General features: G+C 61.5%; 11 protein-coding genes. 8 read left to right on the top strand and 3 right to left on the bottom strand.

Annotated elements, in window-relative coordinates; genetic code table 11:
- Positions 1 to 34 precede the first annotated feature (34 nt).
- The 4 genes from NZ585_09375 (at position 35) to NZ585_09360 (ending at position 5,345) form a co-directional block, all read left to right on the top strand.
- Complete coding sequence (locus NZ585_09375) at positions 35 to 2,038, top strand: amidohydrolase family protein (protein MCS7080247.1); 2,004 nt, start codon at positions 35 to 37, stop codon at positions 2,036 to 2,038.
- A 27-nt stretch (positions 2,039 to 2,065) separates the two neighbouring features.
- On the top strand, positions 2,066 to 2,479 hold the full coding sequence (locus NZ585_09370) for a hypothetical protein (protein MCS7080246.1): 414 nt from the start codon (positions 2,066 to 2,068) through the stop codon (positions 2,477 to 2,479).
- A gap of 84 nt (positions 2,480 to 2,563) precedes the next feature.
- Entirely contained in the window at positions 2,564 to 3,985 is a 1,422-nt protein-coding gene (locus NZ585_09365) for an amidohydrolase family protein (GenBank protein MCS7080245.1), read from the top strand.
- A 4-nt stretch (positions 3,986 to 3,989) separates the two neighbouring features.
- On the top strand, positions 3,990 to 5,345 hold the full coding sequence (locus NZ585_09360) for an amidohydrolase family protein (GenBank protein ID MCS7080244.1): 1,356 nt from the start codon (positions 3,990 to 3,992) through the stop codon (positions 5,343 to 5,345).
- 87 nt (positions 5,346 to 5,432) lie between these two features.
- Here the strand turns inward: NZ585_09360 and NZ585_09355 are convergent, their stop codons facing one another.
- Positions 5,433 to 6,248: a glycosyltransferase family 2 protein gene (locus NZ585_09355; GenBank protein MCS7080243.1), complete on the bottom strand. Its 816-nt coding sequence runs from the start codon at positions 6,246 to 6,248 to the stop codon at positions 5,433 to 5,435.
- A 119-nt stretch (positions 6,249 to 6,367) separates the two neighbouring features.
- The gene (locus NZ585_09350; GenBank protein MCS7080242.1) at positions 6,368 to 6,901 is read right to left on the bottom strand and encodes a YbjN domain-containing protein; all 534 of its coding nucleotides are present in this window, start codon (positions 6,899 to 6,901) and stop codon (positions 6,368 to 6,370) included.
- 292 nt (positions 6,902 to 7,193) lie between these two features.
- Here NZ585_09350 and NZ585_09345 point away from each other — a divergent pair, with 292 nt between their 5' ends.
- A complete protein-coding gene (locus NZ585_09345; protein MCS7080241.1) occupies positions 7,194 to 10,730 on the top strand; it encodes a carboxypeptidase-like regulatory domain-containing protein in 3,537 nt (1,178 codons plus the stop codon).
- Here the strand turns inward: NZ585_09345 and NZ585_09340 are convergent.
- The gene (locus NZ585_09340; GenBank protein ID MCS7080240.1) at positions 10,727 to 12,154 is read right to left on the bottom strand and encodes an ATP-binding protein; all 1,428 of its coding nucleotides are present in this window, start codon (positions 12,152 to 12,154) and stop codon (positions 10,727 to 10,729) included. The two genes, NZ585_09345 and NZ585_09340, sit on opposite strands and share 4 nt — an antisense overlap.
- Positions 12,155 to 12,233: 79 nt before the next feature.
- Here NZ585_09340 and NZ585_09335 point away from each other — a divergent pair, with 79 nt between their 5' ends.
- The 3 genes from NZ585_09335 to NZ585_09325 all read left to right on the top strand — a co-directional run bounded on the left by NZ585_09335 (position 12,234) and on the right by NZ585_09325 (position 15,784).
- Complete coding sequence (locus tag NZ585_09335) at positions 12,234 to 13,496, top strand: tetratricopeptide repeat protein (GenBank protein ID MCS7080239.1); 1,263 nt, start codon at positions 12,234 to 12,236, stop codon at positions 13,494 to 13,496.
- 11 nt (positions 13,497 to 13,507) lie between these two features.
- Positions 13,508 to 13,690 (top strand): DUF2256 domain-containing protein, encoded by a 183-nt coding sequence (locus NZ585_09330; GenBank protein MCS7080238.1) that lies wholly within the window; start codon positions 13,508 to 13,510, stop codon positions 13,688 to 13,690.
- A 168-nt stretch (positions 13,691 to 13,858) separates the two neighbouring features.
- Positions 13,859 to 15,784 carry a CocE/NonD family hydrolase gene (locus NZ585_09325; GenBank protein ID MCS7080237.1) on the top strand — a complete coding sequence of 642 codons (1,926 nt, stop codon included), beginning with the start codon at positions 13,859 to 13,861 and terminating at the stop codon, positions 15,782 to 15,784.
- The last annotated feature ends 8 nt before the right edge of the window (positions 15,785 to 15,792 follow it).

Raw genomic sequence — 15,792 nt, 5'->3', positions numbered from 1 at the left:
AAGCGTTTTCCTGTGCTCAGGTCGTAGTCGTTCAATGATCAAAGCCACGCTTCCGGTTCTGCTTTGCCTGCTGCTTGGCGGCGCGTTGCAAACATCCGCGTTTGCCCAATCCGAGCGACCGGGCGATGTGCCGCGCCCACGCGCCTACGCCATCGTTAACGCCCGCTTGATTCCCGTTGCGAAGCCGCCCATCGAACGGGGGACAATTGTTGTCCGCAACGGTCTCATCGTCGCCGTCGGCGCGGATGTCAAGCCGCCGGCTGATGCACGCCAACTGGATGGAACAGGCCTCACCGTCTATCCCGGCCTGATGGACGCCGTAAGCCACGTCGGCTTTCAGGCCGCCCCCGCGCCGGCAGCGCCGCCGACCGGCGTTGTCCGGGCCGCGCCTAACGCGCCGCCGCCCGCCGTCCCCGTCGGCGGTCTCGTCAACTCAACCCGACCAGCCGGTTTCCAACCGGAGCTGCTCGCCGCCGAACTGGTGCGTCCTAATGGCGATGGTCTAGAACCGGCTCGGCAGGCCGGCTTCACCACAGCGCTTACTATCCCGCGCGACGGCATCGTGATGGGACGGTCGGCGGTCATCGCCCTGGCAGGGGACACCCCCCGCGAGATGGTCATCCACACGCCAGTGGCGCTACACATCACCTTTCGCGTTGTCGCCGGCGACCGCTATCCGAACTCACTAATGGGCGTCTTTTCAATGGTGCGGCAGGCGTTTTTGGACGCACAACAGTACCAAGCGCACTGGGCGGCCTATCGCGCCAACCCGCGCGGTATGAAGCGCCCAACCGACGACCCTTCGCTCGAAGCGTTGCTTCCGGCGCTCAACCGCGAGATGCCAGTGGTCTTTCACGCCGATACCGAACGCGAAATCATTCGCGCGCTCGACTTCGCTCAGGAATTCAACCTGCGACCCATCATTGCCGGTGCGCGCGAAGCGGACAAAGTCGCCGACCGCCTCAAGGCGGCCAAAGCGACGGTGCTGCTGTCGTTGAACTTCCCGAAGCGGAATACGGCTTTCTCGCCGGAAGCCGACCCAGAACCGCTGTCGCTCCTACGGGCGCGCGTGGCGGCGCTCAAGACGGCCGCCGTGCTCCACACCGCCGGTGTGCCTTTCGCCTTCCAAACTGGCGGACTCGCCCCGGCCGATGCGCTTTCCAACGTCAAGAAAGCCATAGACAACGGACTTCCGGCCGATGAGGCGCTGCGGGCGTTGACCATCCGGCCGGCGGAAATCTTCGGCTTGGCCGACCGGCTTGGCACACTCGAAGTTGGTAAAGTCGCCAACCTCATTGCCGTGCGGGGTGACCTCTTTGACGCCAAGCGCAAAATGGCCTTTGTCTTCATTGACGGCGTGATGATGAACTTGCGCGGCTCAAACATCGCCCCCGTCGAAGTTGTCGGCGCTTGGGAAGCCAAAGACATTAAGCTGACGTTCACCCGTGAGAACGGGGAACTCAAAGGTAAAGCTCGGATCGGCGACAAAGACTTTGAGTTGCGCGAGCTGCGCTTGGGTCTCGATGACGACGCCTCGCTGTCGACCATCCGCTTCGTCGCTGACCTCCCGCGCGACGGAGCGACCAAAACGGCGACGTTTACCGGCAAATACCACAGCGACGAACTACGCGGCGGCTTTGTGGTGGACGGCCGCGCCGAACCAGAGCTTGTTTTCAAGCGCAGCGCCGCGCCGCCGCCCGCAAACACCGCAGCCGAAAATGCTGGGGCGTCTGTTTTTGACTTCACCGGCACATGGAGTCTGACGGTTTCGTTCGGCTCGCAGAGCTTCCCGGCGACGCTGACGCTGCGCCAGAGCGGAACCGACCTAAACGGAACGCTGGCGCTGGGACCGCTGGGCAACGTTGAACTGAGCGGCGGCAAAGTCACTGGCAATCGGATGGAGGCGACAGCACGAGTGGATTTCGGCGGGCGTAGCTTCGAACTGCAACTTAGCGGCGTCGGCAACGGCGACAGCCTTGAGGGTTCGGTGACATCGCCCCAAGGAACAGCCGCCTTTACCGGAACACGCCCTCGGTAACTGGATGCGCCCGGCGGGCGAAACGGTATGAAGTTCTGGTCGTTTCTACGCGCATTTTCAAGACGACGCCCGGCGGCCGAGCTGTCCCTCACGTTTGCGGCGGCCGCCGAGGCCGGAGCGCTTTCAACGCCGCAGGTGTTGGATTTTGACCCGGCGACGCTGCGTTGGAGAGACCGTTCTGCAGCGGATGTCGAAGGGTACATTGCCGCGTTGCCTACTGCAGAACGCGCCGCCTTCGGCGATGCGCTGCGGTCATGGCGCGACCTAGGCTACGCCGTTTTTCCGCAGGCGATTGACCACGCGCTCATTGACGCCTACTTGGCCGATATTGAAGAACTTTACGACCGGCGTGGCCGCGGCGCGCTGATTCTCGGTGAAAGGTTTGGGATTCGGCCGGCGCGCGAACTGACGCGCGAATTCCGCCGAGGTGAAAGGTTCTAACTTCGCCGCGCCGCCGCAGTAAGGCTTGTCCAACGTCGGCGGCGGGCCGCCGTCAAGCTTGCGTGAAAAAGGAGTCTGAAAGCGATGACATTCTGTTTGCTTATCCGGCGCTTGGCGTTCGCCTCGGCTCTGGTTGTGGCGTTTTGCCCGACCGGGCTGTGGGCGCAGCAGAGGTCCAAAGCAACGCTCATCAAAAATGCGACGCTGCTGACGGTCACGAAAGGCACGCTCGAAAACAGCGACCTGCTGATTGAAAACGGCAAAATCGCCAAAATCGGCAAGGGACTGACCGCTCCCGATGGCGCGCGCGTCATTGACGCCACGGGCAAGTACGTGCTGCCGGGCATCATTGACTGCCACTCACACTCGATGATTGACGCGGTCAACGAAGGCTCGCTGTCGGTGACTTCGATGTGTCGCATCCGCGACGTCCTCAATCCGAACGATGTTGACCTCTACCGCGCGCTAGCTGGCGGGGTAACGGCGCTCAACCTGTTGCACGGCTCGGCTAACCCTATTGGCGGACAAAATCAGGTCGTCAAAATTAAGTACGGCCGGCCCATTGAGGAGTTTCTCTTCCCCGACGCCCCGCCTGGCATCAAGTTCGCGCTGGGCGAGAACCCCAAGCGATCGAACTTCCGCTTTCCAGGTCAGACTCAGCGCTACCCCAACTCGCGCATGGGCGTTGAGGAAACGATTCGAGACGCCTTCGTGCGGGCACGGGACTACAAGCGGCAGTGGGACGAGTATGCGGCGGCCAAGGCGCGGGGTGAAAACGTCCCGCCGCCCAAGCGTGACTTGCAGCTTGAGCCGCTGGTCGAGGTGCTAGAAGGCAAGCGGTACGTTCATGCGCACTGCTACCGCGCCGAAGAAATTCTCATGCTGATGAACTTGGCCGAGGAGTTCGGCTTTCGGGTGCGGACGCTTCAGCACGCGCTAGAGGGCTACAAAGTCGCGCGTGAGATCGCCAAGCACGGCGCCGGCGCGTCGGCCTTTGCGGATTTCTGGTCATACAAAGTGGAGGCCTACGACGCCATTCCGCATGACGCGGCGCTGATGATGCGCGCCGGCGTCCTCGTCTCGCTCAACTCGGACGACGACGGCCGCGCGCGGCGGCTCAATATGGAGGCGGCGCGGGTGATGAAGTACGGCGACCTGACCGAAAACGAAGCCTTGCGGCTCATCACCATCAATCCGGCGATCCAGCTTGGGATTGACCGGCGCGTCGGTTCACTTGAAGTCGGCAAGGACGCCGATTTGGCCATTTGGACGGCGCATCCGTTGAGCGTCTATGCGCGCGTCGAGACGACATTTGTGGACGGCGAAATCTTCTTCGACCGTCAAACCGACTTGGCGCGGCGTGCGGAACTGGCAAAAGAGCGCGCCGAACTCGAAGCCGCTGAGGTGAATCGTCCGCAGGCGGGCGGCGCGCCGCCGCCGGTCCCGGCGCGACGGCGTCCGGCCTACCGCCTGGGCGACAACTGTCTGCAGATGACGAAGGAGTAAGACGATGTGTGTGGAGTGGTTAGCTCGGTTACCTCGGGCCGTCCGGGGCGGGATCGGGGCGCTTGTCCTCGGCGGGTTGGTTTCAGGCGCTTCCGCACAGCAGAAGCTGGACATCGCGCCGCGCGCGACGGTCGCCATTCGGGATGCGCGGCTCGTCACAGTCAGCGGCGAGGTCATTGAACGCGGAACGCTGGTCATTCGGGACGGCAAGATTGCGGCCGTCGGTGCCCCGGCGGCGATCCCCGCCGGGGCGCAGATCATTGACGGCCGGGGTCTAACGGTTTATCCGGGGATGATTGACGCCGCAACTTCGCTGGGACTGGTGGAAATTCCGGCCGTGGCGGCGACGGTGGATCAGGGCGAAGTAGGTGACTACAACCCCAACGCGCGGGCGCTGGTCGCCGTCAACCCGCACAGCGCTCATGTGCGCGTCACGCGCTACAACGGGATTACAACAGTGGCGACGATGCCCGACGGTGGCGTGATTTGCGGGCAAGCGGCGCTTATCAATCTCTACGGCACGTCGCCGCAGGAAATGGCGGTCGTTCCGTCGCTGGGCCTCGTCGTCAACTTTCCGCGTCTGAATCTAGGTGGCGGCGGACCGTTCGGGGCGTTTCGCCAGCCACCCCCAGCCAACTTGGCGGAAGCGATCGCCACACGCGACCGGCGCGTCGAAGAACTACGCCAAGTGCTGCGAGAAGCAGCCGATTACCTGCGCGCTAAAGAAGCCGCCGCCGCCGACCCAAAGATTCCGCGTCCGGCGACGAATGTCGTGTATGAGAGCCTCATCCCGACGCTGCGCCGGGAAACGCCGGTCTTTTTTCGCGCCGACCGAGCGCAGGACATTCGCGCCGTCTTAGCATTCGCCGAAGACATGGGCTTGCGTCCGATCATTGTCGGCGGCAATGACGCTTGGATGTGCGCTGAAGAACTCAAAGCCAAGCAGGTTCCAGTCATCCTCACCGGCGTCCTAGATTTGCCAGCGCGTGAAGACGACCCCTACGACGTACTCTACGAAAACGCAGCAAAGCTGCACCGGGCGGGCGTAAAGTTTTGCATTTCGACGGGTGACAACGGCGCGCATGTGCGCGACCTGCCGTATCATGCGGGCATGGCGGCCGCTTTTGGGCTTGATCCAAAGGAGGCCCTGCGCGCCGTGACGCTTTCGCCAGCCGAGATTCTTGGGGTGAGCGACCGGCTCGGTTCGCTCGACGTTGGGAAAATAGCCAACGTCGTCGTCGCAGACGGTGACCTGCTCGAACCGCGGACGCGCGTCAAGTACGCCTTCATTGACGGCCGCCCAGCGCAGTTGACAAGCCGACACACCGAGCTTTACGAGCAGTTTAGGGAGCGCAAGTAAAAAGGATGGTGCTGTGCGTCTTCGGCTGACCGACGCCGGACGCCACACCCCGATGGCGTCTTGGTCGCCTCATGGTGGGAGCTCGTCCTAGTGAACCGCCTTCTCGGTTTCTACAGCGGAGGGTTGAGCCGCCAGTTTCGGTTTACGCCGATAGTCGCCGCGACTGAAGTACTTTTCCAGCCATACGTAGCAGCAAATGAAAAAGTACCGGCTGCCCATTTCCTTGATTTTGAGCTTGGCTAAACCGGTTCGCCGATTGCGCCACGTAATCGGAACCACCGTCCACGTGTAACCCCGAACAATCGCCTTGAGCGGTAATTCAACCGTCAGGTTGAAGTGCGGCGAAAGGAACGGGCGGCAACCTTCGATGACCTCGCGGCGGTACGCTTTGAAAGCGTTTGTCGTATCGTTGAGTCGAATGCCAAACAACACACGCAAAAAGGTGTTCGCCAGCCGGTTGAGGATCAACTTCACGATGGGATAGTCAATCGTACCGCCACCCTTAATGAACCGGCTGCCAAAAACGCACTCGTAGCCCCGATTGAGTTCACGCCAGTACCGAACGACATCGCGGCAGTCGTCCGATTCGTCGGCCATCATAATCACCACGGCGTCGCCCCTCATGTGCTCGAAACCACAGGTGACGGCGCGGCCGAAGCCATGTTCACCAAGGTTGCGCACCGGCCGGAGTGTCGGAATGTCGGCGCAAGCGGCCTGAAGAACCTCCCACGTGGCGTCCGTACTGCCGTCGTCCACAACAATAATCTCATGGGGGATGTTGTTGAGGCGCAGTTCGACGTGCAAATGCTCGATCGTCGAGCGAATGCATTCGGCTTCATCCCGCGCAGGGATGACAACCGAAAGCAACTTGAGCGGCGGTAGTTCAGGGTCGGGCGCAAGCATCGGATTGGCGTTGGGTTGTTTACGGCACAGGCCGGGATGCAAAACCAACGGAAGGCGCTCACCAATGGACAATCAACCAGCAGACGCCTTCACTCAGCAGAGACAGCCGACACCAGTTGTTACTCATTCATGTACTTCTGAAACTCCTTGGCGAAGTACACGAAGGTTTTCATCCACTCTTTGATGTTTTGCTCCGTCACGCCGCCGGTGAGTTCATAGTCACTTTCCAGAACGGGGTCGTTTTCGTCATCAAGGTAGGCTTTAGCGAACCGCTTGGCCCGATTCCACTCGTTGATACGGCTCAGCGTCATACGCTGACCGCCCCAGGCGGCTGATAGCATCAAGCTCTTGTCGCGTTTGACTAGGCGTATTTTCAGCCCGTCGCTGAGCTGGATGAGGTAGTCGTTGTTGTCCAACTCACGCCACTGCACGTCGGTAAACGAACGCAGAATGCGCTCGACGCGCGTCGTCGTCATCGTGTCAAAGACTTCCTGCTGTTGCACCGTTGGTTGCACCGTTGGAAACTGCATGCTAACAGCCGCCGGCGTTTGGAGCGCCGGCACTAGCAGGCCAATCAGCAACATCCCGACCAAGCCGTAACGAACAACCATCGGTTTGTGGAAAACAAACCGGGAAAAGTTATCGTGGGTCATCGAAAAACATCCTTTCTCGTCATTGGGCATGACAGAGCTGAAGGCAAACAATAGCCGGACGACCGAGCTAGTCCACAAGCGGCGACCCGCCCACGCCAGCCAATGATAAAGCCGCCGGACAGTGGGACGCTGCATCATAGGTGGTCGTCCCGAACCGCACAAGAAGATGGTTGACAAGGCTGCGCGTCATGCGTTCCCTATGAAGCGCATATATGAGTTGGATTCAGTTGTTCCATCAAGCTCCTGAAAGTTTTCACACACATACTTTGTTATTTGAGCCGAGGAATTGCCAATGAACCTAAGCGCACCGCAACGCCGAGCGTCCATCCGGCTGTTAGTCGGATTGTGGCTCATGCTGCAACTTTTCAGCTTGTGGCAGGGTGAGCCGGCGCAAGCCCAAACCACCACCGGCACCATTCTCGGTACGGTCATTCAGCGCGACGCCACGCCGGTGTCCGGCGCTATTGTTCGCATTATCAACAAACTCAACGGCCTGACCCGGACGGCGCGCACCGACGCCAACGGCGTCTATCGTTTTGACCTAATTTTGCCGGGCCTGTATGACATCCGTGCGCAAGCCGAGGGGTTCCGCGAGAACGCCATCGAAAACTTCGTTGTAGAAGTTAACCGCGAGAAAATCATCCAACCGCCACCCATTATCCTAGAGCCGCCGACGGCGCCTGCGCCTGCGCCGCCGGCCCCGACGCCAACGCCGGGCGCGCCGCCGCCGCCTACGCCGGGGACGACGCAGGCGAATATCGCCGACCCTGCATTGCGCGGGAGCGCCACGGCAGAGTTTATTTTGGCCCTGCCTCTGCGCGGGATACGCAACTTTGACACCTTTGCGCTGCTATCGCCGGGCGTCGCCCCGCCCCCGGCCTTCTTCGGCGTGAGCGGCCCTGGCATTGGCCCGAACGTGGGCGGCGGCGATTTTGTGGTCAATGGCGTCCGGGCGCGCGGCAACAACTTCACGATTGACGGCGCGGATAACAACGATCAGGAAGTCGGCGGCCGGCGACGCGGCTACGTAGCGACCGCTCCCCAGACGATTGAAAGCTTGCGTGAGTTTCAGATCACGACGCTGCTGGCCGACGCCGAAAGCGGGCGCAACGGCGGCGGACAAATCAATGTCGTGTCGCGCACCGGCGAAAATGAGTTTCATGGCAACTTTTATTCGTTTTTCAACGACGCGCGGCTAAACGCACGCGATCCGTTTGACTTCCGCGCCGGTTCGGTGCGAATCGGCAAACCAGCTTTTACTCGTCACCAGTCAGGGGGAACGCTGGGCGGGCCACTGCGGCGCAACCGCTGGCACTTCTTCACGGCTTTTGAACGCATCGGCGTCAATCGTACGCAGGCGACGCATTTCGCCGTGCCCACTGCTGCTGAACGCGCGGCGGCGCTGGCAATTGGCCAGCCTCAAAGCCTGCTTGGACGCGATTTACTTGACCTCTACCCGCTGCCGAACAATCCCCTTGGGCCGCACGGCGGCAACACGCTGACGCAGTTTTTGGCGGGCAACAGCGCAGCAACGCTGTTTTCCATCCGCAGCGACTACCAGTTTGAGCCGTTCGGCCGCCCGACGCTCTTCACGGCGCGCTACAACCTCAGCGACGACCGGGGACGCCTTCCCAACGTCGGCGACGCCATCAACTCCGGGGTGGACTCGCATACGCGAACCCACAACGTCGCGCTGGATTTCACAACGCGCTTCTCCGACCAATTCTCAAACCAGCTGCGACTCTCCTACGGCCGCCAACGGTTGGGCTTTGACGAACTTCCGAGCAGTCCATTCATCTTCCAAACCCGCTCGATTGGCGTGGACCTGACCGGCGACGGGCGTCCCGATGGCCGCAGCGGCCCGGTGGGGCGTGTGGTCGCCCTACCCTACAGCAGCATCGGCGTTGATCCGAGTATTTTCCCGCAGGGGCGCGTCACCAACACCATCCACGTCGCGGATACTTTCATCTGGAATCACGGCCCCGGAACGCTCAAAGCCGGCGCGGACATCCGCGTGATTCGCTCCAACAGCTTCGCCGATCTCAACTACCGGCTGACGCTAAGCTTTGCGCCGAACATTGTCATCACGCCTACCGGCTCGCCACGTTACGCCAGCGGGATTGACTTTGTTGGCCTGGGATTGCCGTCTGACATCCGGCAGACATTCGTGCAGGACCCAAACTCCACTTTGGGCTTGCAAACGACGGAGTACAACGTTTTTGTGAGCGAGACGCTACGGCTCGGTTCGCGCGTCGTCGTCCGGGGCGGCGGTCGGTATGAGCTTAACACCGTGCCGGAAACCGCCGACGGACGGTTGCGCCGCCGGCTCGCCGTCCGTCCGGAAGACTTCCCCGTCGCGCCGACTGACCAACCCCGCACCGCAGCGTTCTTTGCGGCGCTGAACAACTACCGGGCATTCGTTAACGGACGGCGCGGTATATATGACCCGGCGCGCACCAACGTCGCCGGCCGCGCCGGGTTGGCGTGGGATGTTTTCGGGGACGGTCGTACGGCGGTGCGCGCCGGATACGGCATGTTTTTTGACATCATCCCCCTGACGATCGTCGGACAGTCGCGCAACCTGTTTCCCAATAGCACGCAGGCCAATTTCCGGTCAGGAATTGTTTTCCCCGACATTTTGCGCTCCAATCCGGCGATCTTCTTGGGGCCGTCCGGCGGCGGTACCTGCGGCGGGCGCGTGCCGGGACTGCCCGCTGCGACGAGTGAGCAAACCTCATCGCCGACAGCGGCAGGCTGCGTACCAATCATTGTCGGCTCACCGGCTGTGTTTCTGGGCGACTTGTTTGACCGCCGGAATTTCGCGCTGGCTTTCACCCTGCCGCGCCGCAACATGCAGGTGGCGCGGGTACAGCAGGTGTCGCTCTCTATCGAGCAGGTCATTGCCGACCGATTGACGGCGACGGTAGCGTATGTCGGCACATTCGGTGGGAACATCATTCGTCCCGGCACGCCCAACGGCGGGCCGCTGACGCCGCTTTACTATGTTCAGGCTGGGCCGGGACGGCCGTTTGACGAAGTCATCGTTCTTCAGCGCCGCAACGACAACCGCGCCGGCGCGATTTCAGGGTTTTCAACGGACACGGACGCCACCTACCACGCCCTCCAAATCAGCGTTCGGCAGCGGTACGCCTCCGGACTGGCGTTCCAGTCAGCCTACACGTGGTCGCATGCGATTGACAGCATTTCCGACCTCTTTGATACCGCTGGCAACGCCAATCGGTCGCAGAGCGAGTTGGACCTTCCCAACATCACCCGCTTGGAGCGCGGCAGCGCCTCATTTGACATCCGGCATCGGTTTACAACAGCCGTGCAGTACGACCTGCCGTGGGGGGCGTCCAACCGCTGGCTGGGAGGCTTTCAGGTGTCGGGGATTGTGACGCTCCAGACCGGACAGCCCTTCACGGTCATTACGGGACTGGACACCAACCGCGACGGCAACCGCACCGACCGGCTAGCGACGACGCAGGGTTTGATTGTACGCAACCGTGGGGCGCAGCGGCTGGCCCTTGCGCCCGGCGTGAATCCGCTTTCATTGACGGCCTTTAGCCTGACGCAACCGGGCGAGGGCGTCGTCGGACGGAATACATTTCGCGCGCCGGGCGTGGCGTTGGTGGACGCCGCCGTCACCAAACGCTTCGCCTTCTCGGAACGGTACGCACTGCTGCTGCGCGTGGAGGCGTTCAATCTCTTCAACCGCAGCCACTTTGGGACGCCGGTGCGCATTCTGGAAGCCCCGGCTTTCGGCCGCGCCGTAGCGACGGCCGTCCCACCACGGCAGATGCAATTCGCCATGAAGTTTCAGTTTTAGCCAAGTTGCAGGGGCAGGCGCACCGTAAAGGTTGTTCCCTGCCCCACCACACTTTCCACGGCGATACTGCCACGGTGCGCCGTCACAATCCGCTTGACAATGGCAAGGCCCAGACCAAAACCAAGGCTGCTGCGCCTGGCTCTCTGACGGTAGGGTTCAAATATCGCCGCCTGAAATTCCGGCGGGATGCCGGGCCCGGTGTCGGCGATGCTTACAACGACCCACCCGCCGTCCGTCGCGCCGCACACCGTGATGCGCCCGCCCTCCGGAGTGAACTTGACGGCGTTGGAGAGCAGATTGGAAAACACCCGCTCCAGTTTCGGGCCGTCGCCGACAAACGGGGGCAAGTCCTCAGGCAGCTCCACCGCCAATGTAATGCCCTTGTTTTGCGCCTGAAGGGCGATTTCGTTCAGGCAGCGTCGCAACAGCAGGTTTGGAAACACGACGCCTTTCAGCAACGTCATACCGGTCTGGTTGGCGCGGAACAGTTCCAGAAGATCGCCGGCTAAGCGCAAGACTTTGTCGAGACCTTGCCGGGCGACCGTCATCATTTCCCGGAGCGTAGCGTCGGTGTAGGCGTCACGCTGCTCGAAAAAGTCCAGCGCCATCTGCATCGCCGTCAGGGGCGAGCGGATGTCGTGCGCCACCATCGCCGTGAAGTCTTCGCGCAGGCGTTCCGTCGTTTTGCGCTCCGTGACATCCCGGATAATCGCTACAAACGCTTCGTCTCCATCTGGAATGACCCGCGCTTCGAAATCACACCATCTCCCCTGACACTGCGCGCGATATTCAACAACCTGCTGGGATTCGCCTCGCAAGCACTCGATGGCTTTTTGAATCGCGGCGGCGCCCTCCGGAGGCAGGACGTCGGCTATCTGCGTGTCGTGGTTCAGCGTCAGTTCGAACATCTCCGGTGGACAAGTTTCACCGGGCTTGAGATAGGTCAACACGCCGTCGCGCCGCCCACGAACAACCATATCCGGCAGGGCTTCCACCAGCGTGCGATACTGTCGCTCCTGCGCACGGCGTCTGACTTCGCTTTGCGCCGAACGAATCAGATGGTGCAGGCGACGAGCAAGCACCTGAAGATTGATGGGTTTGGCGATGAAATCCGTCGCGCCGGCCGCAAAAGCTTCGTCGAGAGCCGATTCAAAGTCATAGGCGGTCATCAGCAAAATCGGCAACGTTTCACCAGCCGGTAGAAGCCGGATTTGGCGACAGACCTCCATTCCAGAGCCGTCAGGGAGCATAGCATCGAGCAACAACGCATCCGGCAATCCATCCCGCCCGTACGCCAAAGCTTCCGCAACGCCGGCCGCGCTCAAAACACGATACCCATGTTGCTCTAAAAAGAGTTTGAGCAGTCGTCGCTGAGCGGCGTCATCCTCAACAACCAAGATCGTAAGAGGCGAGTCTGATGACATAGCGGGCGGAAAAAATTGACGAGTGATAGTAACATGCCCCGGCATGGGAGCGAATGTTGGCCTGTGGAGGTCGCCTGTCATGCGTTGTTTGCAGCCGTCGCTTTGGTGCTTAGGCCTACTTGGTTGGCTGTTTTGGGTTGGGCAAGGGCCGGTTTCGGCGTCGTCGGTGCGGCTCTTGGAGGTTGAGACGCCGCCCACTGCCGCATCGGAGGCCTTTGAGCGTTTGCGCGCCGCCGGTTTTGACGCACTCTACAACCTTGACTACCGCCGTGCGCGCGCCGCGTTTGAAGAACTCACCCGGCTCGACCCAACCCACCCGGCCGGCTACCTCGACATCGCCAACTGTATGTGGGCTGAGAAACTCTACCGGCTACGCCGCCTACAGGCCACGACATACGCCGGAACGTCCTTTTTCGCCGATACGACAGAAATCTTCGACCGTGATTTCGATCAACGCTACCGAGAAGCCATTGCGCTGGTCATACGAGTCGCCGACGCCCGGCTCAAAACCAACCCGCGCGATACGGTGGCCTTGTACTACAAAGGCGCAGCCCATGGTCTGCTTGGGGCTTATGAAGCCACCATCACCCGCGCCTTTCTCGCGGCGCTTAGTCACAGCAACCAGGCGGTCGCCCTGCATCGCGAGGTGCTCAAACTTGCCCCCGACTACACCGACGCCAACCTTTCCATCGGGCTGTACAACTACGTCATGGGGTCGTTGCCGCTGCCGGTCAAAATCCTTGCGGCGCTGGGCGGTGTTCGCGGTTCGAAGAAGCGCGGGCTTGCATTGGTTGTCAAAGTCGCCGACGAAGGGCGTACGGCGCGTGAAGTAGCACGACTTCTGTTGATCGCGCTCTACAAACGCGAGAAACGATACGCGGAGGCGCTCCCCTATCTGGAAGCTTTTGCGCGCCAGTATCCGGCCAACTATGTAGCGCGCCTCGAACTGGCGGACACCTTGGTGCGTCTGGGGCGAACGGATGAGGGCATCGCGCTTTTTGAGCAACTGGTCCGGGAGCCGTCCGCCAGCGCTTACCGAGACGCCATTCATTATCAACTCGCGGATGTCCTCATCACCGTTGGGCGCATTGACGCCGCCCTGCCGCACCTGCGCGCCGTCACAACATTGACTGGCGCAAACCCCGATTTGGTGACGCTGGCGCAGTTGCGGCTGGGTGAGGCGCATGACGCCGCCGGCCGCCGCGCCGAGGCGGTTGCCGCCTATCAGGCGGTTCTTCGGCGGCGCAACGTCTTCGACGCTCACGCACGGGCTCAAGCCCACCTGAAAAAGCCCTACACCCTGGCTACGCCAGACACTACCGCGCCTACAGTGGAAGAATAAACGCTGCAGCCATGACGCACAAAAAGCCTCACCTGCCGGAGAAAATTTGTCCGGTATGCGGACGACCGTTTACGTGGCGCAAAAAATGGCGCAGGGATTGGGAGCATGTCGTGTATTGCTCAAAGGCCTGCGCCGGACGCAAGCATGACGCGCCAAACGCAGGAACTATTTTCGCGAAGTCGCCCAAAGCGTGAGAGACGGGGGAACTTACGTGAAACCACGCTAGGCGGCGCAGCGCCGTCGTTTTTGGGTTGACAAGACTCTTTCACTACTGCCTAGGCCCTTCCGAAGGATTTCCTCGGCGGTAAATAGCTTGTAAAGCAGGTTGTTTGTGAAGGCGACCAGTAAGGAGCTTTATCGTTATGTCACCCTCAGTCCGGCGGCAATGGACGCCGTGGATACTCATCATCAGCTTCGCACTGATCAGCGGTTTGGCCTCCAACCTGTCAGCTGTACGGTTGGGGTATACAGCTACCGTACCACAAACAACCACTTCCGACGGTTTTGATGTCGCCGCGCACTACACCAAAACCGAAGTCGCTATCCCGATGCGTGACGGCGTCAAGCTCTTTACGAGCATCTACGCGCCGCGCGACACCTCCCGCCCCTACCCCATCATGCTCAACCGGACGCCCTACAGTTGCGCGCCCTACGGCGAGGGCTACCGGCAGCGGATCGGGCCGTCGGATGAAATGATGCGCGACGGTTACATCTTCGTGTTTCAAGACGTACGGGGGCGCTACATGTCGGAAGGCGAGTTCGTCAACATGCGCCCGCACAACCCCAACAAGCGCGGACAGGAGATTGACGAAGCCTCCGACACCTACGACACCATCGAGTGGCTCCTCAAGAACGTCCCAAACCACAACGGGCGCGTCGGCATGTGGGGCATTTCCTATCCGGGCTTCTACGCCGCCGCCGGCATGATTGACGCGCACCCGGCGCTCAAAGCCGTCTCGCCGCAAGCCCCCATCGCCGACTGGTTCATCGGCGACGACATGCACCACAACGGCGCGTTCTTTCTCATTGACTCGTTCACGTTTTTTTCATCGTTCGGTCAAGCGCGCCCGGAACCGACCACCAAATCTCCGCCCGGCTTCCGCTTCCCGACGCCCGACGCCTACCGGTTTTTCCTTGATGTCGGCTCGCTGCGCAACATCGAGGAACGCTACTTCAAAGGCAGTATCCGGTTCTGGACCGAGATGGCCGCGCACCCGAACTACGACGCCTTCTGGCAGTCGCGCAACCTCGTTCCCCACATGAACCGCGTCGCCCCGGCGGTGCTCTTCGTCGGCGGCTGGTTTGACGCCGAAGACCTGTACGGGCCGCTCAAGCTCTACGCCAGCACCGAGCGGCGCAACCCAAACGTCCGCAACATGCTCGTGATAGGGCCGTGGTCGCACGGCGGCTGGGCGCGCAGCGACGGCCGCCGCCTTGGAGTTATTGACTTTGGGCAGCCGACGGCTGAGTTTTACCGCCGCGAAATCGAAGCCAAGTTCTTCGCCCATTACCTCAAGGATGCGCCCGACCCGCAGCTGCCCGAAGCCTACATCTTCCAAACCGGCTCGAATGAATGGCGACGTTACGCGCAGTATCCTCCGGCCGGTCTCAAGCCGGCCAAACTGTACTTCCACGCCGACGGTCGTCTGGCGTTTGAGCCGCCCACCGCGCCGTCCGGCGCGGACGACTACCTGAGCGACCCGCGCACGCCCGTGCCGTACACGAACCAGATCACAAACCGGCGCGGCATCACTTACATGGTCGAAGACCAGCGGTTTGCGGCGGCGCGACCCGATGTGTTGACCTACGTGACCGAGCCGCTCACTGCGCCGGTGACGCTGACAGGGCCGCTGGAGGCAGAGCTTTTCGTGACAACCACCGGTACGGACGCCGATTTCATCGTCAAGCTTATTGACGTGTTCCCCGACGACACCCCGGACCCCGAAGGGCTGCCGCCGGGCGTTCACTTGGGCGGCTACCAGATGCTCGTCCGCGCCGAAGTCATGCGGGCGAAGTTTCGGAACAGCTTTGAACGTCCTACGCCACTCCGGCCCGGGCGAGTCGAGCGGATCGCCTTCGCGCTGCAAGACGTGGATCACTGCTTCAAGCCCGGACACCGCATCATGGTGCAGGTACAGAGCACGTGGTTTCCCCTAGTGGATCGCAACCCACAGGTTTTTCTGGAAAACATCTTTCAGGCGCGCGACAGCGACTTTCAGCGCGCAACGCACTGGATTCACCGGAACGCGCGGCATGCGTCGGGCGTCCGGGTTAACCTCGCGCCGTAAAGCCTAGG

This window comes from Chloracidobacterium sp., from assembly GCA_025057975.1.
Classification (GTDB): Bacteria; Acidobacteriota; Blastocatellia; order Chloracidobacteriales; family Chloracidobacteriaceae; genus Chloracidobacterium.
This window is presented reverse-complemented; position numbering and strand designations above follow the sequence as displayed.

Bases quoted from the DNA above. Each gene is read 5' to 3' on its own strand.
- NZ585_09375 (MCS7080247.1), top strand. From the start codon at position 35: ATGATCAAAGCCACGCTTCCGGTTCTGCTTTGCCTGCTGCTTGGCGGC.
- NZ585_09370 (MCS7080246.1), top strand. From the start codon at position 2,066: ATGAAGTTCTGGTCGTTTCTACGCGCATTTTCAAGACGACGCCCGGCG.
- NZ585_09365 (MCS7080245.1), top strand. From the start codon at position 2,564: ATGACATTCTGTTTGCTTATCCGGCGCTTGGCGTTCGCCTCGGCTCTG.
- NZ585_09360 (MCS7080244.1), top strand. From the start codon at position 3,990: ATGTGTGTGGAGTGGTTAGCTCGGTTACCTCGGGCCGTCCGGGGCGGG.
- NZ585_09355 (MCS7080243.1), bottom strand. From the start codon at position 6,248: ATGCTTGCGCCCGACCCTGAACTACCGCCGCTCAAGTTGCTTTCGGTT.
- NZ585_09350 (MCS7080242.1), bottom strand. From the start codon at position 6,901: ATGACCCACGATAACTTTTCCCGGTTTGTTTTCCACAAACCGATGGTT.
- NZ585_09345 (MCS7080241.1), top strand. From the start codon at position 7,194: ATGAACCTAAGCGCACCGCAACGCCGAGCGTCCATCCGGCTGTTAGTC.
- NZ585_09340 (MCS7080240.1), bottom strand. From the start codon at position 12,154: ATGTCATCAGACTCGCCTCTTACGATCTTGGTTGTTGAGGATGACGCC.
- NZ585_09335 (MCS7080239.1), top strand. From the start codon at position 12,234: ATGCGTTGTTTGCAGCCGTCGCTTTGGTGCTTAGGCCTACTTGGTTGG.
- NZ585_09330 (MCS7080238.1), top strand. From the start codon at position 13,508: ATGACGCACAAAAAGCCTCACCTGCCGGAGAAAATTTGTCCGGTATGC.
- NZ585_09325 (MCS7080237.1), top strand. From the start codon at position 13,859: ATGTCACCCTCAGTCCGGCGGCAATGGACGCCGTGGATACTCATCATC.